Raw genomic sequence first — 26,817 nt, forward strand, 5'->3', positions numbered from 1 at the left:
TACCACCAACGTCCACCCCCAGGCGATAAGTCATGAACCCAATCTCCGCTTCAATCCCCCAATAGCAAGCATCGCAGCACCAACAGAAACAGACCCCTGAAAACGAATGATCAACAGGCGGAGAGGCGCAGATCCGGGCCGCCCTGCGCACTTTCACCCGGTACTCGCCAGGACGACGGGACCATCTCCGGCTCGGTCACAAGGGCGCGCCTCCCATCATCCGCGAAGGCGAGCCACTTCTGTCACTTTCCGCCGATCAGCGTTCGAGCCCCGGCGAGGGCTCCAGCCGCGCGGCATCTTCCCAGTTCACCGAACCTCTGGAGATCTCATCGGAATCCAGCCGATAGCGCGAGAACACCAGCAGGCTGATCAACTGCGTCACCACCGGGACGACCGAGTAGAGCATGATGACGCCCAGAACCGCATGCTCGCTCTGCGGCACGACGCCGTGCGTGGACGAAACGAAGCCGAAGCTGCTCATGATGATGCCCGCAACCAGCGGACCGAGCGCGAAGGCCAACTTCTCCGCCGCGCTGAAAATGCCCGAAAAGACCCCTTCGTTGACTGAACCATGGCGGCGGCGGTGCAGGTCCACGGTGTCGGTCAGCATCGAGAACGAGAGGAGCAGAAAGCCGGTGTTGACCACGCCGATAAAGAAGCCTCGCGCCAGCACCAGCAGTCCCTCGCGCGTCAGGTCTCCGATCAGCGGCAGAGTGGCCACGACCGGGCTTTGCGGCTCCACGAAGAACCATGTCGTTGTCACCATCATCCACAGCGCCGATCCCACCACGTAGCAGCGCTCCTTGCCGAACCGGCGTGACAGGTGGAGGAAGATCGGCTGTCCGACTAGGCTTCCGATAGCCATAACGATCACGAAGGTAGGGATAATCTGCACCATATTAAGCGCGTAGACGTAGAAGAACCCGATCGCGGTATAGCTGGACGCCATGCCGATGCCCTGGACGAAGGTCGTCGCCAGCAGGATCATGAATGGCTTGTTAGACATGACGGAGCTTAGCTGGCCAAGCATACCCGTAGGTGTCTGGGCGCTCTTGAGAAGCGGCACGCCGCGCAGGAAGATCGCCGGGATCAGCATCGACAGCAGGCAGATCGCCGCGAAGGAATAGCCCATCACGTTCCAGCCCCGCGCCCCGCCACCCAGCGCAAAGACCAGCGGCTGCGCGACACCCACGCCGATCACCACGCCCCCGACTGTCGCTACCATGCGGAAGGTCAGGATGCGGGTGCGTTCGTGGGGATCGTCGGAAAGTTCGGAGGCGACGGCAAGGTACGGCACGGAATAGAGGCTGAATGCCGTTGATGCTATCAGGAACAGCAGGCAGATCGCACCCGCCGCAGCATAGGGGCCGGGATAATCGACGAAGGCAAACAGGCTGGCAAAACCCATGCTCGTCAGGATAGCGCCGATCGTCAGGAACCGGGTCCGCCCCCAGCTTTCCTTCTTACGGTCGGAGAAGGCCCCGACCAGCGGATCGCATACGATCACCCACAGTTTCGGGATCAGAATGACGAGACCCGACAACCAGGGGGGAATGCCCAAAATCGTGGTCATGAAGATCGGCAGCAGAACCGCAGGCGTATCGCGGAAGATCTGCGCGCCCAGTTGCCCCGCGCCATAAGCGGCGGCCGTGCGGGTCGGAACCCGGTTGAGGTCATGTGTCATGGCGATGGTGCCAGCGTCCTTGAGAGAGGGAAGAGGACAAGGACGCGAGGCTAGCGCAGACACAGCCTCCGATGGAAGCGGCAGATCACCCTGTCCGCGTAGCGAACAGAATACCAGGCGTCAGACATGGAAAAGCGCCCTCACACCGCCTGGCGCAGGGCCGCGGGGCGAAAACCCAAAGGCAGCCCGGCATCGGTGACGAAGCCGTAGAGCGCCTCTGCAGGCAGAGCATCGGCGACGATACCACGCACGGCGAAGAGGCTATCGAGGTCGATGCCGGTATCGACGCCCATCGCCTCAAGCATGAAGGCCAGATCCTCGGTGACGATGTTGCCACTTGCGCCGGGCGCGAAAGGACAGCCGCCAAGGCCGCCGAGTGAAGCATCGATGGTATCGAGCCCGCACTCGAGCGCGGCCAGAACATTGGCCAAGCCCAGTCCGCGGGTATTGTGCAGATGAATACCGGTCAGCGCGCCGTCGCCGACAACGCCGCGAACCAGTTTCACCAGATGGCGCACGGCGGCGGGATCGGCATAGCCGGTGGTGTCGGAAAGGCCGACTTCGTGGCAACCGGCTTCCATGAGTCGCTCGGCAAGGCTCGCGATCTGTGCATCGGGCAGCGCGCCCTCCAGCGTGCAACCGAACACGGTGGACAGGCTGCCCTCGAAGTGTGGCCGTTCGGCTTCCGGCAGTGCGGCGATCATCGCCGAGATCCGGGCCGCCTCTGCAATCACCTGGTCGTGCGTGCGTCGCAGGTTCTTAAGCGAATGGGTTTCCGACACCGAAAGCGGCAGCGTCAGCTTGTGCGCCCCAGCCGCGATCGCATCGGCAGCGCCGCGGGCATTGGGGACCAGCACAGCGACCGTCAGGTCGGGAATGGTCCGCGCAAAGGCGACGATTTCGGCTGTATCGGCGAGCTGAGGCAGGAGCGTGGCGGGAACGAAGCTCCCCACCTCGATCTCCCGCACGCCTGCGGCAGCCTCGGCGGCGATCCAGGCTTTCTTGGCCTCTGTCGGCATGATTGCCTCGACATTCTGCAGCCCGTCGCGTGGGCCAACTTCACTAATCAGAACCGACACGGATCGCGCGCTCTCTACTTGTTGTAATTGACTTATAGATATACCATTTGGCTTGGCGATAGTCCAATGAAGGTTTCTCGGGAGAGGCATGTGATGACCAAATCCGCTCTGTGCGTCTATCCGACACCGGACGGCGGATCGCGCCTTGCCGAGCTGAATCTGCCACTCATGCGAAAAGTCGTTGCGCAGGATGGTTCGTCTAGCTGGGAGGGCGTTGCTCCTGCAACGGTTTGGGGCATCGCCGGCGCCGATCCGCTGCATGCCACGGACTGGCACACCAGCGGGATGGCGGGCCTCTCCATCACTCTTGAGGGCGAATGGGAGATAGAGGCCGGCGACGGCATGCGCCACCGCCTGCGTCCGGGCGACATACTGGTCATGCTGGACACTACCGGACAAGGCCACCGCTCATGGCCTTGTGGCGGTGCGCAGTGTCTGACGATGGGCATCGGCATCAGCGAAGACGTGGAGGCGGAGATGCGGGCGCTGCTGCCAATCGCCTGAAGCGTTTCGGTGACAGGCTTACAGGCGGGATGCCGAGCCGCCGGTCACGCGACGCCCGAGACTACGAACCACGACCGGAATAACCCTTCGTTTCCGGTCCGTAACGGAACGGGCCGCTGCGGGCTGACGGACTGGTCACCTGATACCCCGTCCTCACCGCAGAGAAGCCTGCTCCCTCGAACAAGGCGCGGTAATCCGCGCTCCGGATCGAAGTCGGGAAAGCGGGTCAGCACATGCGCCATGTGCCGTCTGCCCACGCCCGTCGTTCAGCATCCCGCCGTTGCGACCCAGCATGTAGACCGCTCCGCCACGATTCATCATCGCCCCCTGCAGAATGGAACCGTCATCATGCGCATTGCCACCCGGCATCAGGTGGATATCCCCGTACCGGATGTACTCGGGGACGGTGAAGTGGGGATCGATGCGCACTGATCCCATGGGGGTATCCAGCGTTCAGCGCGAGCCAGGTGGCAAAGCTTTCGTGCCGCTCCATGCGCTAACGCAGCACGGCGGCGCTGCTTGCCCCCAGCTGCCGCCTGCTGTCCGACGGCGGCGATACGCGCCTGTATCGGCTTGAGCCGGCCCATGACGTAGAGCTTGAGGTCGCGCACGAACAGTTGCTCGGCAAGTTCATCATGGCTGGGACCAGCCAGGCATGGCTGTATTCGGGTTAGTTGGGCTGTACTCCGACTGGCTGCGATGTCCGGGGTAGCGCCACAACCTCATCTTCGGCAGTGTCCGGCAGGCGATAACGCAGCATGATGATGCTGGCGACCACAGCCGCAAGGGCAGGCACGAGAGCGACCGTGACCATGATTCCTGACTTCACGCCGTCAGGCTGCTCTGCCGCGCCTGCACCGGTCGCCGAAACAAAGCCGGTCCAGCTCATGATCGTGCTGAACACGAAGATGCCGAAGGCCGAGGTGCCCTTCTCCACCATCACGAAGACGCCCGCCAGCATGCCCGCGCGGTTTTCCCCCTGCACCCGACGCGAGTAGTCCATAGTGTCGGTCAGCACGGTATACAGGCCAAGGAACACGCCGCCGCTGGCCGTTCCGGACAAGGCGCAGGCGACGTAAATCAGCGGAAACGGCGAGCCCGTCGGGATCAGCGCCCAGATGGTATAGGCCAATGCGCAGAGTGCTCCCGCGAAGACCAGCGCATTGCGCCGTCCAAAGCGGCTTGCCATGCGCACCCACAGCAGCTGCGACAGCACCATAAGCCCGGTCTGCACCGCGAATATCGTGCCAAGCGCCGTATCGGTCACGTGCAGGACATGGCGTGTGTAATAGGGGATCGCCGTAAGATGCACAGCCAAGCCCGAGAACAGAATCATCTTGAAGCCCATAAGGCACAGGAACGGCCGGTTCGACGAAAGGGCGCTCCAGGTCGCGGAAAAGGATCCGGCCGGTCTGGCCTCCGCCTCGACCGGGTGGCGTTCCTTCAGCAGTGCGAAGGCGGCGATCCCGCCCAGTGCGATGGCGAGGCCCAACACCAGCGCGACGTGGCCGTGCCCTGTCCGGTCGCTGCCCAGCCGCGCCAGCAGAAACGGCGCCGCCGACGTCGCCGCGAAGCTGCCCAGGGACGAGCCGTAAACGCTGAAGGTCATCAGCCGCGACCGCGCGTGGAATTCGTCCGTGATCGCCCGGCCCAGTGCGAGGTACGGGATCCGGAACATCGTGTACGCCGTGGAGTAGAGCAGCAACGTCAGACCGACATAGAGCCACAAGGCGCCCGTCCCCATGCCGCGCGGCACATTGAACAGCAGAACCATCGAAAGCCCCGCCAGCAGCCCGCCGGCCAGCAAATAAGGCCTGAACTGACCGAAGCGCGTACGGGTGCGATCGCCGATGTACCCCATCAGCGGGTCCGTCATCGCGTCATAGATCTTAGCCACCACCGTCAAAGTCCCCGCCAGGGCGATCGCAAGCCCAAGGGAATCGGTCATGAACCGCAAGTGCAGCAGTCCGACCGCGCTCACCAGAGCGGCAGAGGTGAACGAGCCGATCGCCCATCCAATGTACGCGCTATTCTTCATCGGCGGCTCCCCCTTGCATGAGGCCGTTGTCATGGCTTGACTCAGTTGGCGGGCGCGGGCTCCGACCAGACCGCCCCCATGTCCGAACTGCCCACGCGGGGGCAGCCCGACCGAGGCAGTTGCACTGCCACCATGAAAGAGCCCTCCGGCCCCGCTTTGGAGATGTGGCCCTGTCCGGTGCAGTCCTCCGCATAGGCAAGGTCGCCGTGCTGCAGGACATGCTCCGTCCCGTCGTGCAACCCGATGATCATGGCTCCGAACAACGGGATCAGCAACGTCGGCTGATTGGCGACGTGGAAGCCGAAGCCGGCATTTGGCTGCGATCCCCCCAGCGTCACCCGTTCAGCCGTACGGCGCAGCAGCGTGGCGATTTCCTGCCCGCGTGGATCGATCACCTCCAGTTGCTCGGCACGGGTCAGGCCGTCGGAACCGGAATAGAGATGAAATACGCGCCTGATCCAGGGCATCGGGTCTCCGGTGCCTTTGAATTCCATCGGGAAGCCCTGCCCGGGCAGCGGCCGTACAGGCCCTGGTCCCGCCGCCGCGTCTGCATGGTGGGCCAGGCCCATCATCGCCATCAGCATGCCGCCGCCGGCAAGGAACTCGCGCTTGCTGTGTGTTGTCATGATGCGGGTTCCTTTTGTCAGGCAGCCTGGCTGCGCGTCGGTGCGTAGGCGCGTGGCTCATTGTCTGGGCGGCGCCAGATCAGCGGCAGTTCCTCACTGGGCGCAGGATGGACGCCTTCCGGCTGAGCGAGAACATTCACCCCGGGCACGGGAGTCAGTCCTTCGCGCGGGCACCAGAAGGCGTCATCCCCGATCATCCGCATGGCCAGGCCGGTGCGGGCGAGGGTCTCGGAGTCGTTGCCCTTCGAATAGTGCGGGATGTCGACATGGAACAACACGGCGTCCCCCGGCTCCAGGTCCCAGGTGACGAAGCGAAAGGCAAACTCGGGGTTGGCCCGCTCCGCCTGGAAGTCGGGAAAGCGGAACGTGCCGTCTCCGGCCGGACCGAAGCGTGATCCGGTTTCCATGCAGAACCTGTGGTATCCCGCCACGAACTCGATCTGGCCGTTCTCGCGGTTCACCGGCGAAAGTGCGACCCACAGGTTCGGTATCATCGTCCCGGTGAAGGGCCACAAGTGGTCCGCATGCCATTGCATGATCGAGGGAGAGAGCGGCGGCTTGCGAAACAGGTGATCGTGGAACATCTGCACGTTGTCCGCACCTATGACGCGACCGACGATCTCGCCCGCGGGCGAGTTGAACACGAAATCGCGGAAAGGTCCTGGCTTTCGCCACAGATGTGCAACGGAGATCATCGCTCCGTGGGAAGGGCCGGTCTGCCCATAGGCCTGCGGGTTGCTCTCCACCGTGCGGGCCGCTTCCTGGAGTACGGCAATCCATTCGGCATCGAACATCTGGCGCAGACAGACGACGCCGTCACGGGCGTAATCGTTCATGTGCTGCTGCGTGATCGGATTGAGGGGTTCCTTGTTCAACGTCGTTCTCTTCTCAAGGGGTTGAAACGTCAGGGTGCGCGGCCAACCATGCCCGCGCACGCACGACCGCGTTGCGGCGCAGGTCTTCGTGAAACAGGCCGATATCGTGGTAATGCATGCTGCCCCCCGGCAGCGGCTTCAGGCCGAGCGCGGGATCGGGATCGACCACCAAAAATCCACGCTCGCACCGGGCCGATACAGCATGGGGGCGTATCGCCATCATCGGGCGTTCGTCGGGAATACCCGGTATGGCACCCTGCGCCGCATCCCGCATCGCTGCCGATCGAGAACGGTCGAACGTAAGGGGATTGATGCACAGCACCCCGGGATCCGTGCCCTGCGGCAGGACGCTGCGATTGTAGCTTTCGGCGAATGCGGCGGTCTTCTCCAGATCCGCGTCGGGGAGAACGGATGCCCAATGAACGACACAGCCGATGCTGTCCGGTCTGTCGCAGGGCTTCAGCGTGGATCCGGCGCGGTCGTATTTCGCCGCAGGAAAGGTGATGCCCACGTCGTAGGCGGCGACCAGCCGGGCTGCGAGCGGCTTCCCATCGATCTCCTCGTCCAGCAGGCGCTCCAGATGAGCCGCGCCCTGACTGTGGCCGACGAGGATGAACGGTCGTCCGCCGGCATAACGCTCGAGGTAATAGGCGAAGGCGCGCTTCACATCCGAATAGGCCAGCGCGAAAGCCGCGTCGCGCACGGCGGCGCCCTTGCGCTGGGCTCCCGCGGTCGCTTGCCTGTAGCGCGGAGCGAAAACGCGGCAGCATGCGTTGAACACCGCGCCCTGCCGCGCGATCACGCTGGCATCGGTCCATTCGTTGACCGCGCTGTCCGACAACGGCTGGTTGGTCCGCTCGAGGGTGCGGTCCGTCGTGGGATGGATGTAGAATACGTCGACCGGCAGGTTTTGCGCTGCGATCGATCCCGGGGGGACCCTCGCGGCCGGACCTTGCGCCCGCCCCATCGCCGCCCAGCTCGATGCGCGGGCATAGTCGGGTGGCGACCCGGCATCGGCTGCCAGCGGCATCGCCAGGAGTGCCGAAGTGGCGATCAGGATGGGGAACAGGCGCTTCACGTCCGGACGATCTCTGTGTCTGGAGAGGAGATGAAGCCGGGACTTGGAGCCTTGGCCCGTTCCGTCACGACGCCTTGAACGTGCTGCAACGATACCAAGCTGGAAAGTTCGCAAATCTCGACGGGCGATAGACTTTCTCTATAAGCCGAGCGCGAAGGTGCGATCGCCCTGGGCGTCCTGCTTGAGCAGCGTGTGCAGCTGGCGCACCGACGCGCTGCGATAGCTCCCGGCAACGCTCAGCAGCCCGATCGGAGGGGCCTCGACCCGCGTGTCAGGAACCCGCCGCAGGGTGTTGGCGGCAAGTTCGTCAGCGACGAAATCGTCCGGCAGCATTCCCAGCATGCCCGCGTCGACAACCAGCGATCGGATCAGGCTCATCGAACTGGATCGTACCGCCGCCTTGGCCTGGGTCATGCCGATGCTTTCCAGCAGCAGCATCAGGTCCTGCGCCCCGCCCTGATCCGACGCGAGGTTGGGCACCGCCACCTGGGCCCAGTCATGCGCTTCATGCCGCCCGCCGCTTCCGATCTCGGCGAAAACACAGTGATCCGGCCGCGCGAACACGGAGTAGAACTGCTGCACCAGGGGCTTGAACTCGAACTCCTCGCTTTCCGGATCGCCCGCGGCCCTTGCGCAATAGGCCAGATCGATTTCGCCTTGTCGCAGCCGTTCGTGCAGTTCCGAACTGTAGCCTTCGACGATGCGCAAGGCGACATCGGGCATTGCCTGGCGGAACCGTGCAATCGAGCGCGAGAAGCGCGCGTTCATCATCACGGGATGCACGCCAAGTTCGATCGCCTGCGCCTGGCTGCTGCGTTCGACTTCGGCCAGAAGCCGCTGCTGTTCACTCACGATCAGCCGAGCCCGCACGATGAGCCTCTCGCAGGCATCCGTCGGCTTTATGCCGCGCGGGCCGCGCACGAAGAGCGCGAGGTTGAGACTCTCCTCAAGCTGCCTGATGCTCCAGGTCAGCGCCGGCTGCGACATGCCGAAAATCTTGGCCGCCTTGCGAAAGCTGCCGGACTCGTAAACTGCGATCATGCGTTCGAGCTTGGCGATGTTCATGGCGCGCTCCTCCACGTTTTCGCGGGAAGGAGAGATCAAACCTCTGAGCAAGAGTAATAGATAATCTCAATTATCCGCCACGCGAAGGGATGGCACGAAGCGTCTTCAACTCGCCCGCCGCTTCGACCACGTTCCGGTGGCTGAAACGGGCGCCACGGTGCCATGCACCGCTCTTCCATGGAGCCGTTCAATGCCTCTCGAAATCCTTGGAGTCCTGCTTCACCGCAACGCATCGGAGACCAGCCCCGGCGGCGGCCCCGCCTTTGATGTCGAGACGATCGAGACGATGGCCCGCGCTTTCGACGAGAACGACTTCGACCGCGTCCTTATCCTGCAGAACTCCTTCGCGCCCGACCCTTTCGCGATCGCCAGTTACGCCGCAGCGGTGACGCGTCGGCTTGCCTTCATGGTGGCGCATCGCCCCGGCTTCGTTGCCCCCACAATGGCCGCGCGCATGTTCGCCACCCTCGACAACCTGAGCGGGGGGCGAGCGGGCGTCCACGTCATCACCGGCGCTAACGATACCGAACTGCAATGCGACGGCGATTTTCGCACCAAGGACGAGCGCTACCATCGCAGTGCCGAGTACGTCGACATCATGCGCCGGGTCTGGACCTGCGCGCAACCGTTCGACCATGATGGCGAATACTACCGCTTCACCAGCGCGCTCTCCGAACTCAAGCCGGTGAGGGGCACGATCCCTGTCTACTGGGGCGGCTCATCCCCCCTCGCGCTGGAGAAGGGCGCGGAGGTTGCGGACGTCTATGCCGTCGGTGGCCTGAAGCCGCTGGACCAGATGGCGGATACGATCGCTCACGTGCGCGGCGCCTGGGCGCGAACCGGGCGATCCGTCCGCATCCAGACCTCCGCCCGCGTCATCCTCGGCGACACCGAGGAGCAGGCGTGGAAAGCCGCCGCCGAGGTCGTCGACGCGCTGCGGGAAACCGCCCTCGACCAGCAACGCAGGCTCGCAGGTGAAGGGGAGGCAATGAGCACCGGCATGCGACTCGAGCCGAAACTGGCGACCACCCGCGGCGGCTTCGGCCGCAACGAACTGGAAGCCATCGCCCAAGGCCGGGAGCTTCTCGACAAGCGGCTGTGGACCGGGATCACCAAGGCCTCGATCAGCTTCTCCACCCCGATGCTGCCCCCGGCGCTGGTAGGCACGGCCGAACAGGTGGCCGATGCAATGATGGACTACTACGCGATGGGCATCAGCGGCTTCCTCATCCGCGGCTTCGACCTTCTGGGTGACATCGCGCTTCATGGCAGGAATCTGATCCCCATCCTGCGCCGCCGCGCGGCGGAACACGATGCGCAACTGAGCGAGCCCGCTTCCGCCGCACCGTTCGCACAGTCGGCATGAGGTCTGCCATGAAACGCGTCCTTCCCCTCCTCGTCGCCCTTGCGGCTTCAGGCGCCTGCGCCCCGGATCGCCCCAACAGCGCGCCGCCTCCGGTATCCCCGCTGTCGCCCGCAGCCGACGCCTTCCGCGTGCTGCACATGTACGGCGGTGCTGACGGCGAATCCCATCTGGAAATCAAGGCGCTACCCCGCACAGGCGGCGTCCCCGGCAGGAGCGTGCAGACCCGCCTCTATGCCACCGACGTGGAGATTGGAGATGCCCTGCCAGGCGATTTCATCGACTACCACGGGGTCTCGACGCCGCGCTTCCTGATAGTTCTGGCCGGCCAGCTGGAAGTCGGCCTTGGCGACGGTTCCAGGCACATCCTGTCGAAGGGTGACATCGTGCTGGCCAATGACGTCACCGGGCGCGGACATACCTCGCGCGTCATCGGCACCGAGCCGGTCCGGATCCTCACGGTCCGGCTGCCCAGGAGCAACAGTTTCGCGCCGAAGCTGAGTTCCTGTCCGGACGGCATGCCTTCGGAACAATGCGTCAGCGCCCGCCTCGGTGGGCAGCCGGCGACCAACACGGCCCCCGCTGGACACAAATAATACCACAACAGACTGAAGGAACCGACGTGGCAGCATATATCGTAGCAACCGTAGTCATCACCGACGCCGAGAAGTTCGGCGAATATGTGAAGGCCATCGCCGGACTCAGTGAGAAGCATGGCGGCCAATACCTCGTGCGCGGTAAGGTCAGCGAAGTTTTGGAAGGAGACGTCAACCCCGACGAGCGCGTCGTCGTCTCGCGCTTCGACACGCCGGAGGCCGCTCTCGCCTATGCCAAGAGCCCTGAATACAAGGCAGGCGCGGCACTGCGCGAAGGCGCCGGCACCGTGCAGACCCGCCTTATCATCGCGCCCTGAGCCCGTTGCTTCCCCCGCCTGCCGGAGAAGAAACCGCTGCGGTTCGTCATTCATCGGCAGGCGAATGATTCGCGAAAGGCGGCCTGCGTCACGCGCGCGACTGCAGGTACACGGGGTAGGCGCGGGTAGCGCCTTTTGCGAGGTACACGAGAAATGAAAGCCCGTCGCGGCATGGCCGCATTCGTTACGCTGGCAGGCGCGAGCCTGATCGCTACCGCCCTGACGTCCCCCACCATTGCCGCAGCCGCAGCCGCTGATGGCAAACGCCTCTACGTCCGCTGCCTGGCATGCCATTCGACTGCCGCCGGCCAGCCGAACAAGGTTGGTCCGAACCTTCACGGCTTCTACGGCAAGAAAGCCGCTTCCAAGCCGGGGTTTCGCTATTCCGCCGCGCTCTCCAGAAGCAGCGTCAAGTGGGATGACAAAGCACTGGACGCCTGGCTCACCCGTCCCAGCAAGCTTGTTCCCGGTACCACGATGGCCTTCCCCGGCATGACCAAGCCCGAAGAAAGGGCCGCGCTGATAGCCTATCTTAAAAACGCCACGAAGTAATCGAACGAGCCTCAATCAGCGGAAGGGCGACCTTGGCCCGGCTTCGTCGCAAGGCGGACAGAGAAGGCATAACCGCTGTTCTCCGCACGGACCTGCCGCATCAGCGCGACTTGCGACAAACCTGCAGGACGTTCGCCCTGGGCGGTACGGTCCCCAACATGGAAGGCATCCTGCGCAGCGGACAGCTCCATCCAGCCACGATAGCCAAGCTGACCCCGCTCATCGGGCTGTCCGCCATCCTCGGCCGCCTGCTGGGCGGCTGGCTGCTCGACAGGTTCTGGGCGCCTGCGAGCAGTGCGATCCTGCTGTCCCTACCCGGCCTGTCCTACGGGGCGCTGATCGGCGAAACCATCGATCCGCAGGCGGCGGCGCTCTCGATCTTCCTGATCGGCTTCGCGCCAGGCATCGAACACGACTTCATCGCATTCATCGTCGCCTCGCTATTTCGGTATGAAGCGCTATGGTACGATCTACGGCTGGCTTTACATGCCCTTTGCGATCGGCGCCGGGTTTGCCGCGCCACTCTTTGGGCATGATTTCGATGTCCATGGAACATACGCCCTGTCGTTGAGCAGTTCCGCCGTGGCACTGCTCATCTGCGCTGCTGCGTTGCTGCTGCTGGGGCCCTTCGCCGGTTCGAGGCGTAGGGTCCCCTTTTTAGCGCAGGTCGACGATGACCTTACCCATCGACCGCCCCGAAAGGAGGCGCTCCACGGCATCGAAGACGCCGGACAGGCCCACAAAGCGCTCGTCATCGAAGCGCACCTTCAGCTTGCCCGCACGGTATAGCTCAAACACCTCCTGTCGTGCCGATGGCCAGAAGGGTGACAGCAGACCGTTCATGAAACCGCGCACCGAAGCGCCCTTGTAGTACAGCTTGTGCGCTATACGGGGCGCGGTCACGATCTCCGGCCGCCCTTCGAGGTCCGCCGCTGCACCACCGACGACAACGCGCCCGTGCGGTGCGACGTTCTCGAGAAAGGCATCGAAGATCTCGCCGCTGACGGTATCGATCGCCACGTCCAGGCGGCTGGGGTACTCGCGCGCAAGAACCTCTGCCACGGATTCCGTGCGGTAGTCTATCACCCGCGCGGCACCCAAGCCGCGGGCGAAGTCGGATTTCACCGAGCCGCCGCAGACAGCGACGACTTCGCAGCCCTTCAGCGCCGCAAGCTGGACAATTAGATGGCCCAGTCCTCCGGCTGCCGCTGAAATAGCGACGACCTCGCCGGGTTGCGCCGCGCCGACATGAAACAGCGCCATCCATGCCGAAACCCCTGTCGAAGCCAGGGCCAGCCATTCGGGTGTGGCATCGGCCACTTGCACGAAGTGGTCGCGCGGAGCGACGTTGTACTGGCGATAGCCGCCCGGAAAGCGCGTGGTCACCACCGCGTCACCGGGGGTAAGGTCGGTTACGCCCTCACCCACGGCTTCCACGATACCCAGCGCTTCTACCCCGGTCAGCGTGGGCAGGCCGATCTTCACGTAGTCCACCGCATTACGCGCAATCTGCGTATCGAAGATGCCGTTTACACCCGCATACTGGTTACGCACGCGCACTTCACCGGGTTGAGGGGAGCGCAGGTCGAGATCGACGATATCCGCGGCATCCCGGAAACTCTCTCCGAACCGCGCCAGTTGGACCGCCTGATACGTCGCCATCAGCCTTGCCTTTCCGAAAAGCCGAGCACGCCGGGGTTGAACAGGCCCTTGGGGTCGAGGTGCGCCTTCAGAGTATCGAGCAGCGCGGTGAAGGCCGGATCGCGGCTCTCGCGGTAGGGATAGGTGCGGCCGATCTGGAAGTGACCGGTGCCATGGCGTGCGCAGATCGCGACCACGCCTTTTCGCAGGAACTTGACCGCTTCGGTCGCCGCCGGATGCTCCGGACGCTGGGTCAGGCGCGCGACGTGCGAGGCTTCCATCGATTGCTCGTGAATCGGGCGCCAGCCGGTGGGCCAGAAGAACACCGGCTAGATGATCAGAGCGTTGGTGGCCATGCCGGTAAACAGGAAGCCGGTGTGGATCTCATGCTCGGCGAAGAGCGCGGCGTTCTCGGCGTAGAATTTCTGAATCTCGGTAAAGATCTGTGGCGCGGTGGAGAGCGGACAGACGCCGTGAACCGGGACCCAGGCCTCACCGGTGGGGCCGACCATGGAGTTCAGCGGCGGGAACGGGTTGGCGCGGATGATCTTCGCAATGGAGTTCTCGATCTCCGTCCCGTCGAAGTCACGCGCGATCCGGCGCGCTTCCGTCATGTCAAAAGCGACGGCCTCCTTCGAACGGCCCTCTGTAATGACGTGGAGCGGATAGTCACCCTCGGGGATGAAGCTGCGCCCCCCCAGGGCCACCCTGGCGGCGGAGAGCAGCCCCTTGCCCAGCGACTTCTCCTTCCCGATGACCGCACCCAGCGTCTTCATGTCGGCCATCAGCGACATGCGCTTCATGCGCACTTCGGTAAGGCCGGGATCGAAGGCGCACATTTCGCTGGCAATGCCGGCGCGGGACATTTCGCCCATCGCCTCCAGCAGCTTTTCCCCGCTTGGGAATGAGAACGAAGCGTAGTCCTCATGAGCAGGTGCCGTAATGAGGCGGAAGGTGACTTCGGCCTTGATGCCCAGCGTGCCGCAATCCCCGCAGAAGATACCTGCCAGATCAGGGCCGAAATGGCGATAGAACGGATGGTTCGCGGCTTCCCCGCGCGCGCCGGTGCGGATCACCTCGCCGGTGCCCGTCACCACCGTCAGCGCTACGACGCTTTCGCTGCTGGTACCATACTGGCTGGCCCCAAACATGGCATTGAGCTGCGACAAGCCGCCGCCGATGGTGGACACAAGGCCCGACATCGGGCCCCAGAAGGGCGTGCGCAGCCCCTCCTTCGCCAGAGCTTCGTTGAGTTGCACCCAGCTGACGCCCGCCTGCACCGTCACCGTCATGTCGGCACGGCTGACCGCTAGGATACGGTTCATCCGCAGCGTGTCGATCGATACGGTGTGCGAGTTGGCGGGAACATAGGCCGAAGTATAGCTCATCCCCGAACCGCGCGGCGCAATGGAGCAGCCGACGTCGCCAAGGACCTTGACCACCTCAGCCAGTTCCCCGGTGTTGGCCGGGGCGACGACCAGCACCACGACATCGTCGGAGTTTGACCAGATGTCTTCGCTGTGCAGCTTGCGCTTCGCCTCATCAATGCAGACGTTGTCGGCCCCGACTATGGCGGCGAGGCGTTCGGCCAGTGCCGGGGTGGAGATCGGTTCGGAAAGCGTTGCGCTCAGCGGGTCCATCGTCGTGCTCCGGTGATTAATCGTGGTTTACTGCTGTCGGACGGAATTGATCGCGCATTGCTCCGCAGGCGACCTTCCGCTCTGCAATCATCAGCCCGCTGCAATGCAGGCGGCGCCTTCTCCGGCCAGCCTGCCGAGCGTCACGGCGGTGCATAGCCCCATCGCCGGCAGGTAACCCCAGGACGACGGCCCCGAGACGCTGCGCGCCGCACCGCCGCCCGCGAAAAGGTTCGGCAGAACCGAGCCGTCCGCGCGCAGGACCCGCGCATTCCGGTCGATCTGCAAGCCCCCCTGCGTGTGATAGATCGCGCCGACGACCTTGAACGCACCCAATGCGCCGGAGGGCGGAAGCTCCTCTTCCCAGACCCGGCCCTGTGCATCGGGGCGCCCTTCGACCCGCGCCTGACGGGCCTCCTCAAGTTCCCCTGCCAGCGCTTGCGGATCGACGCCGATGCGCTGCGCCAGAACCTCAGCGCTCTCCCCACGACGGGCGGCGTTTAGTTCGGTTAAAGCCTTGGTGTCGGGCTGGTAGGCGTTGCGGCGCTCGATCTCTTCATCGAAGATGACCCAGACATGGCCGCCGGGCTGCGCCATCACGGAATGGACCATTCCGGCGATGTCCTCCTTCTCGTCCACGAAGCGCAAGCCCTTGGTGTTGACGAGAATCGCGCCGTCGATGATGAAGCCGGGCGGTACGCTGATACCTTGCGGCTCGCTCAGCATCGCGTAGCCCTGATAGGCGCCCAAGTCGCCCACAGCGGCACCTAGGGACACTCCAAGGCGAATACCGTCGCCTTGACTTCCCTCGTGACCGTTGTTGCGCGCAGAAGCCATTTCGGGGATGTGCTGGCGCAGCATGTCATGGTTTCCGGCGAAGCCGCCGCTGGCGATGACGAGCGCCCTGCACCCCACCCGCTCCCGCTCGCCGCCGGGCCGTTCGATCTCGACGCCGAGCACGTGGCCGCCGGCGTCGGCGATCAAATCGACCACTTTTGCCGGATTGAGCACCATGACGCCTGCATCGGCGACCTTCTGGTGCAGCAGTTCCAGCAGGTCCTGCCCGGCATGTCCGGGCCAGCCGTGGACGCGCATTCGGGTGTTACCGTAGGCTGGACGAAAACCAGTATCGAGTGCGAGTGGAACGCCGTGCCTCTCGACCAGCCAGTCGAGTGTCGGGCCGGAGCCGTAGGCCAAGGCGTGGGCGATCTCGGGGTCCGTCTGACCCTTCGTCTTGGCGAGGATGTCCGCGAAGAACGTATCGCCATCGTCCTGCTCGCCTGCCGCAGCCTGCTGCTTGGTGCCGGCCGCGCAAAACACGCCCATCGACATGCCTGTGGTGCCCATCGGCCGCGCATCGGCTTCAACGAGGAGCACTTCGACTCCCGCATCACTGGCGGCCAGCGCCGCCGTGACGCCGCAAGCGCCGCCGCCCATGATGAGGACATCGACGGTGAGCTCGAAATCCGTGTCGCTCACGATTGTGCGCCGACCTCGGCCGCCACGTCTTCGGAGGCGATGTCGTCCGGACGGTCCACCGCCTCATTCTCCTGCTGCACGATGCGCAGGATGCGGGCGATGTACTCCTGATTCCACAGCGCGCGCTCCGCGGCGGCGGCGCGGTCGGGCACGAAGGAATCGATCTCGCCTTGCGAGAGCACGCCCTTCTCGAGCAGCAGCCGCTCCAGCGTATCGGTGCGCTGACGGCTAACCGCCAGTTCCTGCGCGATCGACATGGTGATGGCGAGGACACGCTCGACTTCGGCGTCGAGGAAATAGGGGCGCTTTCCGGCGGGCTTCGCGCCCGCGCCGCGCAGAGCATCGGTGACGGACATCAGACGGTTGCTCCAATCACGTGCCAGGCCGCCTTGCGGCCGTAGTCTTCCTTGTCGTCGTCCGCGGCGTCGGGGAACAGGTCACGGTCGACTACCGCGGTCACCCCGCCGTGGATCAGCTGGTCACGCTCGAACCCGGCGGCGATCATCTCCGCATCGAGGTCCATTTCGTGCATCCGGCTCCAGAACGGCTCATTGTTGTAGTAGGCGTCCCAGTCGCGCATCGCCTGCTCGAACAGTGGCATTTCCGGCGCGTATTGCGGCTGCTCCACATGCAGAACTATGCCGCCGGGGCGCAGGAGGCGACGGGTTTCCGCCATGATCGCCCGCATGGAACTGGTGGAGAGTTCGTGCAGGAACATCGTCGTCTGGATCCAGTCGAAGCTGGCGTCGGGGAAAATTGAAAGATCCTCTCCGCTCGCCTGCACGAAGCGCACGTTATCGACGCCGAGTGACTTGGCACGCCCCAGTCCGTAGCGCAGCACCGGCGCGCCGAGGTCCACGATGGTCATCTCTGCTTCCGGGAACGCCTGCGCCAGCGGCAGGCTGGAATGACCCACTGTGCCGCCGATTTCGAGGATTTGCTTCGGCTGGAAGTCCGGCAGGTTGCGCTTCACCCAGCGCGCCACGGCATGGCCGCCACCGTCCGAATACTTGCCTAGAAGGCCGCTGGTGGTCACGAATCCAGCATGATCGTAGTTCGCGCCGTTGGTCACGTCGCCGGGAAAGTATTCGGTGTGGTAACTGCCCGGCATGCAGTGATGGTCCACCGCCGAGACATAGCGCGGCTGTTGCAAACTCGAGTCAAGCTTCAGGCGATCATCGCCCTCGGTCAGTTCGCGCGCCTTCTCCGCCAGCTGCTCGGCCTGACGCAGTGCGGTCCAGCGACCGGCCTGCTGGCGCTGCTCCATCGTCAGGCGGCGAAGGGCCGACCAGGTCCGGAACGCCGGATCCTGCAGCAGCGCCTTGCGAGCTTCGTGGCGGTTGGCGATCGGGCGACCTTCGGAGGCCTCGAACGCAGGAGCGACGCGCCTCTCGTAAGACTGCTTCACGCCCGGCACGACATTGGCCGCCAGGTGACGATTCATCTGCGCGAGGAAGTTTATCCGCTCGATCTCGTCATGGTTGGTCTGGGGAAACAGCGCGTGACGGCCGATGACGCGATAATCGGGCGGGCCATCGTAATCAGCAGCCGGGTCATTTTTGGACATGGTCAGCACTCGCGTTATATGTCATGCTTGTATATCAAATAACAGGTAGCTTGGCTCACCTCAAGGAGGAGATTACCCGTGACCCGCATCATCGTGCTGCTGAACCTCAAGGAGGGAAAGAGCGTCGCCGATTATGAACGCTGGGCGGAGACGACCGACCTTCCGACCGTGAACGGCCTCAGCTCCGTGAGGAACTTCGAGGTTCTGCGCACGGCGGGCCTGCTGGGTGGCGGCACCTCGCCCTATCAATATGTCGAAATCATCGACGTGGCGGACATGGAACTCTTCGGCAAGGAAACGTCCACCGAAGCGATGCACAAGGTGGCTGCCGAGTTCCAGGCCTGGGCCGACCCGGTCTTCCTCATGACCGAGAAGCTGGGCGCATGAGCGGTCGTTTCACAGGCAAGGTCGCAGTCGTCACCGGATCGGGGCGTGCGGGCGGACTCGGCGAAGGAATTGCCCGTAGGCTCGCCTCCGAAGGCGCGACGGTGGTCGTTTCCGATATCGGCACGCCTGCCGATGCGGCGACGCCGGGTTCGATGACCGGCTCCAGCACCGAGATGGAAGCCATCGCCGCTACGCTGTCCGGAGCATCGACGTTCCCCTGCGACGTGCGCGACCCGGGCCAGGTCCGCGCCCTCGCACGTCACGCGGTGGATACTCATGGGTCACTCGACATCTGGGTGAACAATGCCGGCATCGGCTACATCATGAAGCCGATGATGGATGTTTCTTCGGAGGAATGGCGGGCCGTGATCGACGTCAACCTGACCGGCGCCTGGTTCGGACTGCAGGCCGCTGCGGAGATCATGATCGCCCAGAAGCGCGGTGGGCGAGTGGTGAACATCGCCAGCCAGGCCGCGAAATCCGGTTTCATGCATGCGCAGGCCTACACCGCATCGAAGCACGGCCTCGTGGGTCTTGTGCGGTCTGCCTCGATCGAATTGGGGCCGCATGGCATCACGGTAAACAATGTGTGCCCGAACCATGTCACCACCGGCCTTGGCAAGTGGCAGAACGAGCATTTCGCGGCGGTGCAGGGCATTTCGGTCGAGCAGTACCTCGCAAACATGGCCGCACGCATCCCGATGGGGCGCCCCGGCGTGCCCGCCGATACGGCGGCGGCCGTGGCGTTTCTCTGCTCCGACGAAGCAGCGTACATAACCGGCGAGAGCATGAACGTATCAGGTGGCGAGGAGCCGCACTGATCGAGCTTCATCGGGCTTCGGGCGGGTGGTGGACCGGTCGAAGCCCGCGCTCAGAGCAGCCCTACAGTCTCAGAAGGGTTGCAAGCTCCGCCGCCACATCGACCGCCGTATCGAGCGTCTCGACCAGAGCATGAACCTCAGGCACGAGCGCCTCATCCACACCGCCAAAGGCGAAGCACGTGCGGGCCTTCTCCAGTTGCTCATCCAGCGTCAGCGGCCAATCGGGCGACCCGAATTGCTGGGCAACATCGAGGCGCAGCACAGTGCCGTCAAAGAGCCGCGCCTGAGCACACGCGGGCACGAAGGCAGCGAGATCCGGGTTGTTGTCAGGAATGACCGCAATCCTTTGCGCAAGCGACAGCAGGACCGGATCGGTCAGCTGGTCCGGCGTGAAAGCGCCTAAACTCACATCGCCATCACGCAGCACAAGTGCGCCCAGCCATGCAAAGCACAACCGAGCATATGGGACCGTCATGTCGGGTAATGGACGACGACCGACCAGCCGGTGTATCAGCGGCGGTGCATGATATTCCAGGGCCTGTAGATTTGCAGACGTCACACCGTGCCGCGCCATAAGCGTCTTCAGCGCGACGAGCGCGCCCTGCGCTGCCCGTCCGGTCGGAAACGGCTTCCAGCTCACTTCCTCCACCCGCCAGAGGCGGCCCAACCGATCAAGCTCCGGCTCCAAGTCAGGTTCGTTCTCGAATAGCGCCATGTAGCCGAAGGGACCGCCGATTGCGTTTTCTGGCGATGGGATGCCGGCCCGGGCGAGGTCGAAGGCCTCAACAGCGGATCGTGCGGCGCCGGCCACCTGAAGCGCCAGCGTGGGCTTGCCCTCAATGTGAGACTGCATCGTCCCGCTCGCCAGCGCCAGGGCATGGCCGAAGGCGCCCCCGGCGACGTCGTGCTCAACCCGACGAAGCCTGGACAAGGCCGCCACGCAGCCGAAAATTCCCGCCGTCGCGGGGCGGAAGAACTTGAGCGGCCCCTTCACCGCCGCTCCCAGAGTGGCCACGATGTCGATTCCCGCAACAACTGCTGCCAGAAAGTCGCCTCCCGCAACCGGCGCGCGGCCGGCTTCTGCCAGAAGCGCAGCGCAGACGGTCGCCATCGGGTGGGCAACGGCAGCTTCGTGAACGCAGTCGTATTCCTGCGAGTGGATCTGATAAGCGTTCACGTAAGCGGCATAAGGCGCCGGCAGGCGCAGGCCCGCTGCTCCCAGGACGAGCGCCTCGCCGGACGCAGTGCCTGTCCAGAGGCGGGCTAGGGTCCGCACCTCGGGTGCATGGATGGCACCATGCCCTGCGATCCCCACCGCAAGCGTATCGAACAGAAACGCCTGAGTAGCGGCCTGCACGCGGCGGGGCAGCATCGTCCAATCTACAGACAGGGCATGATCGGAAAGACGGGCGGACGCATCGCAGGTCACTGGCGCGGCGCTCAGGCGATCTGGATCATGACCTTGCCGAAGTGATTGCCTGAATGCAGATAGGCATAGGCCTCCGCAGCCTCATCGAAGCCGAACACCGTGTTCACCAACGGCTCCATGCCATTGACGGCGATGGCGTTCACCAGCCTCTGCAGCATGGCACGGCCACCGGCCGCGATGCCGTGGATCGCCAGATTCTTACCGATGATCGTGCCGAAGTTAGGCAGGGGGTCGCTGACCGTACCGGCCAGAGCGCCGATGATGGCGATGCGGCCAAGCGGCGCCGCCGCCGCGATCGACTGACCCAGGGTGGCAAGTCCACCGGTCTCCACGACGATGTCGGCACCATTGCCAAGCGCGGCAAAGACGGTCTTCTCCCACTCCGGATCATTCCGGTAGTTCACGGCGACGTCCGCGCCGAGCGCCCGCGCCTGCTCAAGCTTTTCGTCGCTGGAGGACGTGATCGCCACCCGCGCTCCGCACATCCGCGCGATCTGCAGGGCCATGATCGAAACACCGCCCGTTCCGAGCGTGAGGACGCTGTCCCCCGCCTTCACCTTGCCGACTTCCACAATGGCATTCCATGCCGTGAGTGCGGCGCCCGAAAGCGCGGCGACCTGCCGGTCGGTCAGGCTGTCGGGCACCTTGACCAGGGCACGCGCCGGAATCAGCACGTACTCGGCCAGCCATCCGTCATGCGTTACGCCGATGTCATGACCGAAGTAGGCAGGCGAAAAAGGGCCGTCCGTCCAGGCCACGAAATGCGGCGCGATCACCCGCTGGCCCGGCTCGAACCCGGTGACACCTTCACCGAGTTCGGCAACTTCGCCTACACCATCGGACACGGGCACGCGATCCTCGGGGCGACTTGCGCCATACTTGCTGGAGATGATCAGGAGGTCGCGGTGATTGAGCGAAGCCGCCCGCACTTTCACCAGAACCTCGCCGGGGCCGGGCTGCGGCACATCCCGTGTCGATGCTGTCAGCGATGCGATGCCCTGCTGCGAACCGATCGAATAGGCCTTCACGATACCCCCAAAGCTTTAGTGATGAGCTTTTTGTATCGTACATAGTACAATAAGGGGGTCAAGCATCCATCCGGTCAAGTGACCGCGTAGCGGGTTCCGTGCAAGTCGAGACGAATGGTGAACTTGTCCGACCGGTAGTGCGCGAAGGTCAGCAGGAAAGGACGTTCGTTCGCATCATAGCTGGTGCGGCTGATCCGCAGGAGCGCGGCCAGCGGCGCGATCTCCAGCGCCTGTGCGAGATGCGGGTCTGCCTGAAGCGCGCCGATTGTCTGGTCGGCATGGACAGCCTTGTAGCCTGCGTCGGCCAACAATTGCAGGATAGGTCCCTTGGCGAGGTTGCCCGGTGTTATCAGCGCAGCCAGATCACCCGGCACGTAACTGACGACGTAGCCGATCGGCGTCCCGTCCAGATAGCGGATGCGAACAGCGCGGATCACTTCATCATCGGCATCCACGCGAAGGGCAGCCGCCACGGTGGGATTGGGTCGTTCCCGATTAACTTCGATGACGTTTACCGTGGTGCCGCTGCCCAACGCCATCAGCGAGTCCATTGCCTGATCGATGTCCGCCTCGATCGGCTTGGCCGGCGACTGGAAGATCACGCGCGTGCCCAGCCTGCGCTTGCGTTCCACGTAGCGCTGCTCGGCGAGCTCGTTCAAGACGCGTCGCGCTGTGATGCGCGAAACGCGGAACATGTCCGCCAGCACATGCTCGGTCGGCATGGCGCTGCCGAAGGGACGCTGCCCACTGAGGATCTCATCGCGCAGCTGCAGATAGATCTGATAATACAACGGCACTGCGGCGTCGCGGTCGACCACCTCGATACTCCCAAACAGGGACAGCAGCGCGCGGAATTGCACGGCCATCGCTGCACCCTTGCGTTTGATATGTCAAATACACAAGCGACGGCAAATCCCCGCGATCGAAAAGGCGGGAAAGAAAAGGGGCGCTCGCCGCGCCCCTTTTCCTTTTAACAGGTCATACCGATCAAAATCGAAACCAGACGCTTCCTGTGAACCGGCGGGGATCCCCCGGAAACAGCGACAGGAAATTTGCGGTGATGGTTTCCTGCTTCGTGAGATTGGTCACCCCGATGGAGGCTCCGAAGCTGCTGTCCGCCTGCTCGTATGCCACCTTGAGATCGACGAAGTCTTCTCTCGGCGCGGCAGCGTTATTCAGCACGGCGACATAGTAGGAGGAATTGTGGCGGTAGGCGCCGATCAGTTTCATGTCGCCGTCCAGCGCGTCGACGGGGATCGTGTAGGTCGCGCCGCCGGTGAACTGAAACGTCGGTGTCCGGACAGGCCGGGTGTCGGTCGAGATCTGCAGCGCCTGCGAGACGTCCGGCAGGATCACCACCGAAGAATACTTGCCGTGCGACAAGGATCCGTTGGCGAAGAATTCGAAATTGCGCACAGGGGCGAAGACAGTTTCGAATTCCAGGCCATAGTCAACGAGCGTGCCGGCATTGCGGGCGAGGCTGACAATGACGGTTTCGCCGGGCGGAACGATGCCCGAAGTGATCTGCAGGTTCTTGGTGCGCGCGTAGTAGCCGTTCAGGTTGATGCGGACCTTGCGACCGAAAAGCTCGGACTTGATGCCGCCTTCGTAAGACCAGGTGACTTCCGGCTCGAACGCGAGAACGCGCGTCGCCACTGCGGCATTTCCGTTCCAGCCGCCGGACTTGAACCCGTTTGTCACCGAAGCGTAGAGCATGACTGACGGCGACAGCTTGTAATTGATCGCAAACCGGGGCGTCACACGGCTCTGCGTCAGCTTCAGCGGAATGCCCGCTGCGCGAACGTCCGCGCTGTTGAACCCGAACCCAGGAAAACGCTCGGAATCGAAGTAATCAATGGTCTTCTTCTCGTATGTATAGCGCGCTCCGACGGTCAGGGTGAGGTCTGGCACGACCTCGTAGTCGCCCTGGAGATAACCGGCGGCCGTCTCGACCTCCTGCCGGAAATGGCGATCCTGAAGGAGGTTGAATGCCGTCGCAGTGGCCGCACCCTGGAAGTCCGCGGACTGGAGACGGTTTACTTCGCGCAGGTAGAACACACCCGCAACGTACCTGAGCTTGTCGTCGAAAAGTTCGCCTGTCCACTTCAGTTCGGCCGACACTTGCTTGTTCCGGATCTTGTCCGCCAGAATATAAGCGGCATACACGTTCGTCGTCGTGCCGTTATAGTTGTTGATGTACCCCTGATCCTGCTTACGATAGCCTGCGATCAGTTCAAGGTTGCCGGCGCCGGTCTGCCAGTTGACGTCCGCCGTCGTGGCGTAGCTGTCCGTGAGGGAGCAGTTGCCGGTCGCCGTGTTCAGCAGGATGGTCACTGGATCGCCATGACAGCTGCCCTTGGGCAAGGCGTTGCGCGTTCTATAGAAGTCTGGCGTGGTCGCCGTCTTGTAACGGTCCGATGCGACAGGCGCTCCATAGACGCCAAGGTACGTGCCGGTATTGCGCGTATACTCACCCGAAAGATCGATCGTGAAATCATCGTTGGGAAGCAGACGCAGATCGCCCCGGAAGCCGTAGTTGCGCTCGCCGTTCAGGCGGTCGCCGGTCGTCACGTTATTTAGATAACCCTCGTCATAGACGTAGTAGGCCGACCACTTGGTGAGGATGCGTGGGGTGACCGGCATATCCACAGTCGCCTTGACCGTGGTGCGATCGAAGGAGCCGAACGTACCTTCGAACTTGCCGCCGACCGAATCGGCAGGCTTCTTCATGATCACCGATACAGCACCGCCCGTCGTATTACGGCCGAACAGCGTGCCCTGCGGCCCGCGCAGCACCTCCACCCGATCGACATCGAAGAACTGATAATTGTTGGCGTTCTGACGCGCGACGTAGACGTTATCGACATACGTGCCCACCGGCGGATCGAAGGTTGCCACCGACTGGCTGTTGCCCAGACCACGCAGGTAATAGGCATTGGCAGTCCCCAGACCCGCATTGTGCGTGGCGATCATGCCCGGCACCAGTTGCGCGGTCTTGATCGCATCATTGAGGTTGAGATTGCGGATCGTCTCCTCGTTAAAGGCGGTGACCGCCACCGGCACGTCCTGCAGGCGCTCCGGACGGCGCTGGGCCGTAACGATGATGTCCCCGCCCAAATTTCCCCGGACGGTTTCGGTCTGCGATATTTGCTGCGCCTGTGCAGCAGTGGCGATGCTGATCGTTGCCAAAGCAACGGCGCAGAGCGCACGCGCACGGATATCCCTCGTCGAAATACGCATGACGAAACCTCATCTTTCCTGGCCTGAAGCATGGGTCAGGGCGGATCCTGCGGCCGCCGCTGCGCTCTATTTGTTATGTCATAAAGACATAATAGATTGAGCAGCCTGTCAACCCGGCTTTTGCAATTTTCATCGGGAACACAGGTTCAGACCTGCTGCAGCCGTCGCAGCGCGCCGCCGCTTTAGCGGAGTGTCTCGCCGCGCTTCGGGTAGCTCCCCATCATCAGCAGCAGGGCTGCACCGAACGTCAGACACAACGCTCCGGCACGAAGAGCGCCTGTGTAATCGCCTGTCTGGTCAAAGATATAACCGAAAGCGACGGGCCCCAGTCCTCCCGCACAGGCGATGACGGCGTAAAAGCATCCGTAGATCGCACCGTAATGCCGCTGCCCGAAATAGCGGCTGATGAGGTAGGCGAGGAGATCGAACTCAAACCCTGCGCCGAACCCCAGTGACATGACGGCCAGCGTTGCCGTCAGCGGAGTCGGGGGCGCGCTGGTCAGCAGCCAGCAGCCGATCGTCGGGAACACGAGGATGAAGGCGGCGATCAGCGGCGCCCAGAAGCGGTCGAGAAGCCAGCCACCGATCAACCTTCCGCAGATTACCGATAGCCCGAAGGCGGACGTGATCTCTCCGATCTGGGCGAGTGTAAACGACCGGGTCCTGAGGATATTCTCCAGATTGGGTGTCGGTGCCGTCAAGGCAAAGGCAATGAACAGGAAGGCAGCCGCCATCGTCCACAAGCGCCGATCGCGCAGCGCCTCCCCCAGCGTAAGGCCACTCTGGCCTGCCAGAGGTGCATCTTTGGTGGAGGGCCGCAGGGACCGGGGCGTTCGTTGCAGTTCACGAAACAGCAGAGCAACGACTGGCACGCCAATGACGATCGGCAGAGCGCCGATGACGATGACTGCGATGCGCCAGCCATGCGCGTCTATCAAGCCGGCGCACAGCGGCTTGATGAGGAACCCGGTGATACCGGTGCCGCAACTCGCCACCCCCAGCGCCATGCCGCGCCACTTGTCGAACCACTGCGTCACCACCCGCGTCCACGTGGCCGAAAGCGTGCCGATGCCGAGCACGGACATCACCGCCCATTGCCCATAGAACACCATCAGCGACCCGTTGTTGAGCGCCAGGCTCATGTAGCAAAGCCCGAACAACGGTAAGGATACGAGCGCCACCGACCGCGCTCCAAAGCGATCGATGGCAACCCCGGCCAGCGGGCTGGCGATCATGACAACACCGGATTGGACAGTGATGCTGCCCATCAGCGCTGCGAAACTCCACCCAAACTGTCCTGAAAGCTGCGGCGCTAACATTCCGATGGTGTAGAATGGGATCGGGCTCATTCCCAACGCCACGCCAACCATGGCGGCAATGGCGACCGCCCAGCCACGTGGATCGTCGACTTCTGGCGAGGCCCTAAAAAAAGCACGCGGATGCATTCTCACCTTCGTCGATCTCCGGGCTGGACAAGCTGACTTTTATCAATCACCAATAGATATAAGTCTATATCAAAATGAGGGTCACAGCGTCATGTCGTCTCCGCACCCTGCCCCCCATACCGCTTCACCCCGGATCGTACGGCGCTTCGTCAACGCCGGGAGCAGGCGTGTGCATCTGCGGGAGGCGGGGGCAGGCAAGCCCGTCATCCTGCTGCATGATTCTCCGCGATCGTCTCGGCTGAGAACACCGGGAATAAAAGGGGCCACGGACCGGACCGGAGCACCGGGATAAAAAAGGGCCAGTCCTGTTAGACCTTCGCTTTTGTGCGGAGGTGGAAGGATGAAGAGAGTGGAGCTTTATCAGAA

27 protein-coding genes are annotated in these 26,817 nt (G+C 63.5%); 8 read left to right on the plus strand and 19 right to left on the minus strand.

Going from position 1 to position 26,817, the window contains the following annotated elements; translation table 11 throughout:
* Positions 1 to 256: 256 nt before the first annotated feature.
* Complete coding sequence (locus C2R25_RS12375; RefSeq protein ID WP_103729504.1) at positions 257 to 1,684, minus strand: MFS transporter; 1,428 nt, start codon at positions 1,682 to 1,684, stop codon at positions 257 to 259.
* 140 nt (positions 1,685 to 1,824) lie between these two features.
* Positions 1,825 to 2,763, minus strand: a complete 939-nt coding sequence (locus C2R25_RS12380) for a hydroxymethylglutaryl-CoA lyase (RefSeq protein WP_233203953.1) — start codon at positions 2,761 to 2,763, stop codon at positions 1,825 to 1,827.
* Between the two features lie 93 nt (positions 2,764 to 2,856).
* On the opposite strand from C2R25_RS12380, the gene C2R25_RS20720 reads away from it, so the two are divergent.
* Positions 2,857 to 3,267 (plus strand): hypothetical protein, encoded by a 411-nt coding sequence (locus C2R25_RS20720; RefSeq protein WP_103729506.1) that lies wholly within the window; start codon positions 2,857 to 2,859, stop codon positions 3,265 to 3,267.
* Between the two features lie 153 nt (positions 3,268 to 3,420).
* Here C2R25_RS20720 and C2R25_RS20235 read toward each other — a convergent pair whose 3' ends face one another.
* The 6 genes from C2R25_RS20235 to C2R25_RS12415 form a co-directional block, all read right to left on the minus strand.
* Positions 3,421 to 3,705, minus strand: a complete 285-nt coding sequence (locus C2R25_RS20235) for a hypothetical protein (protein ID WP_146049660.1) — start codon at positions 3,703 to 3,705, stop codon at positions 3,421 to 3,423.
* A gap of 232 nt (positions 3,706 to 3,937) precedes the next feature.
* The gene (locus C2R25_RS12395; RefSeq protein ID WP_158250664.1) at positions 3,938 to 5,305 is read right to left on the minus strand and encodes an MFS transporter; all 1,368 of its coding nucleotides are present in this window, start codon (positions 5,303 to 5,305) and stop codon (positions 3,938 to 3,940) included.
* A 41-nt stretch (positions 5,306 to 5,346) separates the two neighbouring features.
* Positions 5,347 to 5,931, minus strand: coding sequence for a hypothetical protein (locus C2R25_RS12400; protein WP_103729509.1), 585 nt, complete (start codon positions 5,929 to 5,931; stop codon positions 5,347 to 5,349).
* A gap of 17 nt (positions 5,932 to 5,948) precedes the next feature.
* The gene (locus C2R25_RS12405) at positions 5,949 to 6,806 is read right to left on the minus strand and encodes a phytanoyl-CoA dioxygenase family protein (protein WP_103729510.1); all 858 of its coding nucleotides are present in this window, start codon (positions 6,804 to 6,806) and stop codon (positions 5,949 to 5,951) included.
* Between the two features lie 13 nt (positions 6,807 to 6,819).
* Positions 6,820 to 7,884 carry a DUF3089 domain-containing protein gene (locus C2R25_RS12410; RefSeq protein WP_103729511.1) on the minus strand — a complete coding sequence of 355 codons (1,065 nt, stop codon included), beginning with the start codon at positions 7,882 to 7,884 and terminating at the stop codon, positions 6,820 to 6,822.
* A gap of 138 nt (positions 7,885 to 8,022) precedes the next feature.
* On the minus strand, positions 8,023 to 8,949 hold the full coding sequence (locus C2R25_RS12415; protein ID WP_103729512.1) for a LysR family transcriptional regulator: 927 nt from the start codon (positions 8,947 to 8,949) through the stop codon (positions 8,023 to 8,025).
* A 190-nt stretch (positions 8,950 to 9,139) separates the two neighbouring features.
* Between C2R25_RS12415 and C2R25_RS12420 the strand changes: the two genes are divergently transcribed.
* The 5 genes from C2R25_RS12420 to C2R25_RS12440 all read left to right on the plus strand — a co-directional run bounded on the left by C2R25_RS12420 (position 9,140) and on the right by C2R25_RS12440 (position 12,313).
* Entirely contained in the window at positions 9,140 to 10,315 is a 1,176-nt protein-coding gene (locus C2R25_RS12420; protein WP_103729513.1) for an LLM class flavin-dependent oxidoreductase, read from the plus strand.
* Positions 10,316 to 10,323: 8 nt separating this feature from the next.
* The gene (locus C2R25_RS12425; RefSeq protein WP_103729514.1) at positions 10,324 to 10,908 is read left to right on the plus strand and encodes a cupin domain-containing protein; all 585 of its coding nucleotides are present in this window, start codon (positions 10,324 to 10,326) and stop codon (positions 10,906 to 10,908) included.
* A 26-nt stretch (positions 10,909 to 10,934) separates the two neighbouring features.
* Positions 10,935 to 11,225 (plus strand): DUF1330 domain-containing protein, encoded by a 291-nt coding sequence (locus C2R25_RS12430; protein ID WP_158250665.1) that lies wholly within the window; start codon positions 10,935 to 10,937, stop codon positions 11,223 to 11,225.
* A 171-nt stretch (positions 11,226 to 11,396) separates the two neighbouring features.
* Positions 11,397 to 11,777 carry a cytochrome c family protein gene (locus C2R25_RS12435; protein WP_103729516.1) on the plus strand — a complete coding sequence of 127 codons (381 nt, stop codon included), beginning with the start codon at positions 11,397 to 11,399 and terminating at the stop codon, positions 11,775 to 11,777.
* Positions 11,778 to 11,809: 32 nt separating this feature from the next.
* Entirely contained in the window at positions 11,810 to 12,313 is a 504-nt protein-coding gene (locus C2R25_RS12440; protein WP_103729517.1) for a hypothetical protein, read from the plus strand.
* 121 nt (positions 12,314 to 12,434) lie between these two features.
* Here C2R25_RS12440 and C2R25_RS12445 read toward each other — a convergent pair whose 3' ends face one another.
* From C2R25_RS12445 to C2R25_RS12465, 6 genes are all read right to left on the minus strand, one after another.
* The gene (locus C2R25_RS12445; protein WP_233203955.1) at positions 12,435 to 13,439 is read right to left on the minus strand and encodes a zinc-binding dehydrogenase; all 1,005 of its coding nucleotides are present in this window, start codon (positions 13,437 to 13,439) and stop codon (positions 12,435 to 12,437) included.
* On the minus strand, positions 13,439 to 13,744 hold the full coding sequence (locus C2R25_RS20980) for an FAD-linked oxidase C-terminal domain-containing protein (RefSeq protein ID WP_233203956.1): 306 nt from the start codon (positions 13,742 to 13,744) through the stop codon (positions 13,439 to 13,441). The genes C2R25_RS12445 and C2R25_RS20980 overlap by 1 nt, the downstream gene beginning before the upstream one ends.
* A 3-nt stretch (positions 13,745 to 13,747) precedes the next feature.
* A complete protein-coding gene (locus C2R25_RS12450) occupies positions 13,748 to 15,058 on the minus strand; it encodes an FAD-binding oxidoreductase (protein ID WP_233203957.1) in 1,311 nt (436 codons plus the stop codon).
* Positions 15,059 to 15,148: 90 nt separating this feature from the next.
* A complete protein-coding gene (locus C2R25_RS12455; RefSeq protein WP_233203958.1) occupies positions 15,149 to 16,534 on the minus strand; it encodes an FAD-dependent oxidoreductase in 1,386 nt (461 codons plus the stop codon).
* Positions 16,531 to 16,890 (minus strand): hypothetical protein, encoded by a 360-nt coding sequence (locus C2R25_RS12460; protein WP_103729519.1) that lies wholly within the window; start codon positions 16,888 to 16,890, stop codon positions 16,531 to 16,533. Before C2R25_RS12460 ends, C2R25_RS12455 begins: the two co-directional genes overlap by 4 nt.
* Complete coding sequence (locus C2R25_RS12465) at positions 16,890 to 18,101, minus strand: class I SAM-dependent methyltransferase (RefSeq protein ID WP_103729520.1); 1,212 nt, start codon at positions 18,099 to 18,101, stop codon at positions 16,890 to 16,892. The genes C2R25_RS12460 and C2R25_RS12465 overlap by 1 nt, the downstream gene beginning before the upstream one ends.
* Positions 18,102 to 18,179: 78 nt before the next feature.
* Here C2R25_RS12465 and C2R25_RS12470 point away from each other — a divergent pair, with 78 nt between their 5' ends.
* Positions 18,180 to 18,488 carry an REDY-like protein HapK gene (locus C2R25_RS12470; protein WP_103729521.1) on the plus strand — a complete coding sequence of 103 codons (309 nt, stop codon included), beginning with the start codon at positions 18,180 to 18,182 and terminating at the stop codon, positions 18,486 to 18,488.
* Positions 18,485 to 19,309, plus strand: coding sequence for an SDR family NAD(P)-dependent oxidoreductase (locus C2R25_RS12475; protein ID WP_103729522.1), 825 nt, complete (start codon positions 18,485 to 18,487; stop codon positions 19,307 to 19,309). The genes C2R25_RS12470 and C2R25_RS12475 overlap by 4 nt, the downstream gene beginning before the upstream one ends.
* Before the next feature lie 61 nt (positions 19,310 to 19,370).
* Here C2R25_RS12475 and C2R25_RS12480 read toward each other — a convergent pair whose 3' ends face one another.
* The 5 genes from C2R25_RS12480 to C2R25_RS12500 form a co-directional block, all read right to left on the minus strand.
* Entirely contained in the window at positions 19,371 to 20,738 is a 1,368-nt protein-coding gene (locus tag C2R25_RS12480) for an MmgE/PrpD family protein (RefSeq protein WP_103729523.1), read from the minus strand.
* A gap of 11 nt (positions 20,739 to 20,749) precedes the next feature.
* Positions 20,750 to 21,766, minus strand: a complete 1,017-nt coding sequence (locus tag C2R25_RS12485; protein WP_103729524.1) for an NAD(P)-dependent alcohol dehydrogenase — start codon at positions 21,764 to 21,766, stop codon at positions 20,750 to 20,752.
* Between the two features lie 74 nt (positions 21,767 to 21,840).
* Positions 21,841 to 22,632, minus strand: a complete 792-nt coding sequence (locus C2R25_RS12490; protein ID WP_103729525.1) for a GntR family transcriptional regulator — start codon at positions 22,630 to 22,632, stop codon at positions 21,841 to 21,843.
* 121 nt (positions 22,633 to 22,753) lie between these two features.
* Complete coding sequence (locus tag C2R25_RS12495) at positions 22,754 to 25,006, minus strand: TonB-dependent receptor (protein ID WP_103729526.1); 2,253 nt, start codon at positions 25,004 to 25,006, stop codon at positions 22,754 to 22,756.
* 182 nt (positions 25,007 to 25,188) lie between these two features.
* Complete coding sequence (locus C2R25_RS12500; RefSeq protein ID WP_233203960.1) at positions 25,189 to 26,355, minus strand: MFS transporter; 1,167 nt, start codon at positions 26,353 to 26,355, stop codon at positions 25,189 to 25,191.
* Positions 26,356 to 26,817 lie beyond the last annotated feature (462 nt).

Origin of the sequence: Novosphingobium sp. HII-3, assembly GCF_002916655.1 — a bacterium.
In the GTDB taxonomy this organism is placed as follows: domain Bacteria; phylum Pseudomonadota; class Alphaproteobacteria; order Sphingomonadales; family Sphingomonadaceae; genus Novosphingobium; species Novosphingobium panipatense.

What these genes read in the sequence shown, in the direction of transcription:
- C2R25_RS12375 (WP_103729504.1), bottom strand. Translation starts at nt 1,684, where the DNA reads ATGACACATGACCTCAACCGGGTTCCGACCCGCACGGCCGCCGCTTAT.
- C2R25_RS12420 (WP_103729513.1), top strand. Translation starts at nt 9,140, where the DNA reads ATGCCTCTCGAAATCCTTGGAGTCCTGCTTCACCGCAACGCATCGGAG.
- C2R25_RS12475 (WP_103729522.1), top strand. Translation starts at nt 18,485, where the DNA reads ATGAGCGGTCGTTTCACAGGCAAGGTCGCAGTCGTCACCGGATCGGGG.
- C2R25_RS12490 (WP_103729525.1), bottom strand. Translation starts at nt 22,632, where the DNA reads ATGGCCGTGCAATTCCGCGCGCTGCTGTCCCTGTTTGGGAGTATCGAG.
- C2R25_RS20235 (WP_146049660.1), bottom strand. Translation starts at nt 3,705, where the DNA reads ATGGGATCAGTGCGCATCGATCCCCACTTCACCGTCCCCGAGTACATC.
- C2R25_RS20720 (WP_103729506.1), top strand. Translation starts at nt 2,857, where the DNA reads ATGACCAAATCCGCTCTGTGCGTCTATCCGACACCGGACGGCGGATCG.
- C2R25_RS12465 (WP_103729520.1), bottom strand. Translation starts at nt 18,101, where the DNA reads ATGTCCAAAAATGACCCGGCTGCTGATTACGATGGCCCGCCCGATTAT.
- C2R25_RS12415 (WP_103729512.1), bottom strand. Translation starts at nt 8,949, where the DNA reads ATGAACATCGCCAAGCTCGAACGCATGATCGCAGTTTACGAGTCCGGC.
- C2R25_RS12460 (WP_103729519.1), bottom strand. Translation starts at nt 16,890, where the DNA reads ATGTCCGTCACCGATGCTCTGCGCGGCGCGGGCGCGAAGCCCGCCGGA.
- C2R25_RS12395 (WP_158250664.1), bottom strand. Translation starts at nt 5,305, where the DNA reads ATGAAGAATAGCGCGTACATTGGATGGGCGATCGGCTCGTTCACCTCT.
- C2R25_RS12495 (WP_103729526.1), bottom strand. Translation starts at nt 25,006, where the DNA reads ATGCGTATTTCGACGAGGGATATCCGTGCGCGTGCGCTCTGCGCCGTT.
- C2R25_RS12450 (WP_233203957.1), bottom strand. Translation starts at nt 15,058, where the DNA reads ATGGACCCGCTGAGCGCAACGCTTTCCGAACCGATCTCCACCCCGGCA.
- C2R25_RS12445 (WP_233203955.1), bottom strand. Translation starts at nt 13,439, where the DNA reads ATGGCGACGTATCAGGCGGTCCAACTGGCGCGGTTCGGAGAGAGTTTC.
- C2R25_RS12400 (WP_103729509.1), bottom strand. Translation starts at nt 5,931, where the DNA reads ATGACAACACACAGCAAGCGCGAGTTCCTTGCCGGCGGCGGCATGCTG.
- C2R25_RS12500 (WP_233203960.1), bottom strand. Translation starts at nt 26,355, where the DNA reads ATGAGCCCGATCCCATTCTACACCATCGGAATGTTAGCGCCGCAGCTT.
- C2R25_RS12435 (WP_103729516.1), top strand. Translation starts at nt 11,397, where the DNA reads ATGGCCGCATTCGTTACGCTGGCAGGCGCGAGCCTGATCGCTACCGCC.
- C2R25_RS12425 (WP_103729514.1), top strand. Translation starts at nt 10,324, where the DNA reads ATGAAACGCGTCCTTCCCCTCCTCGTCGCCCTTGCGGCTTCAGGCGCC.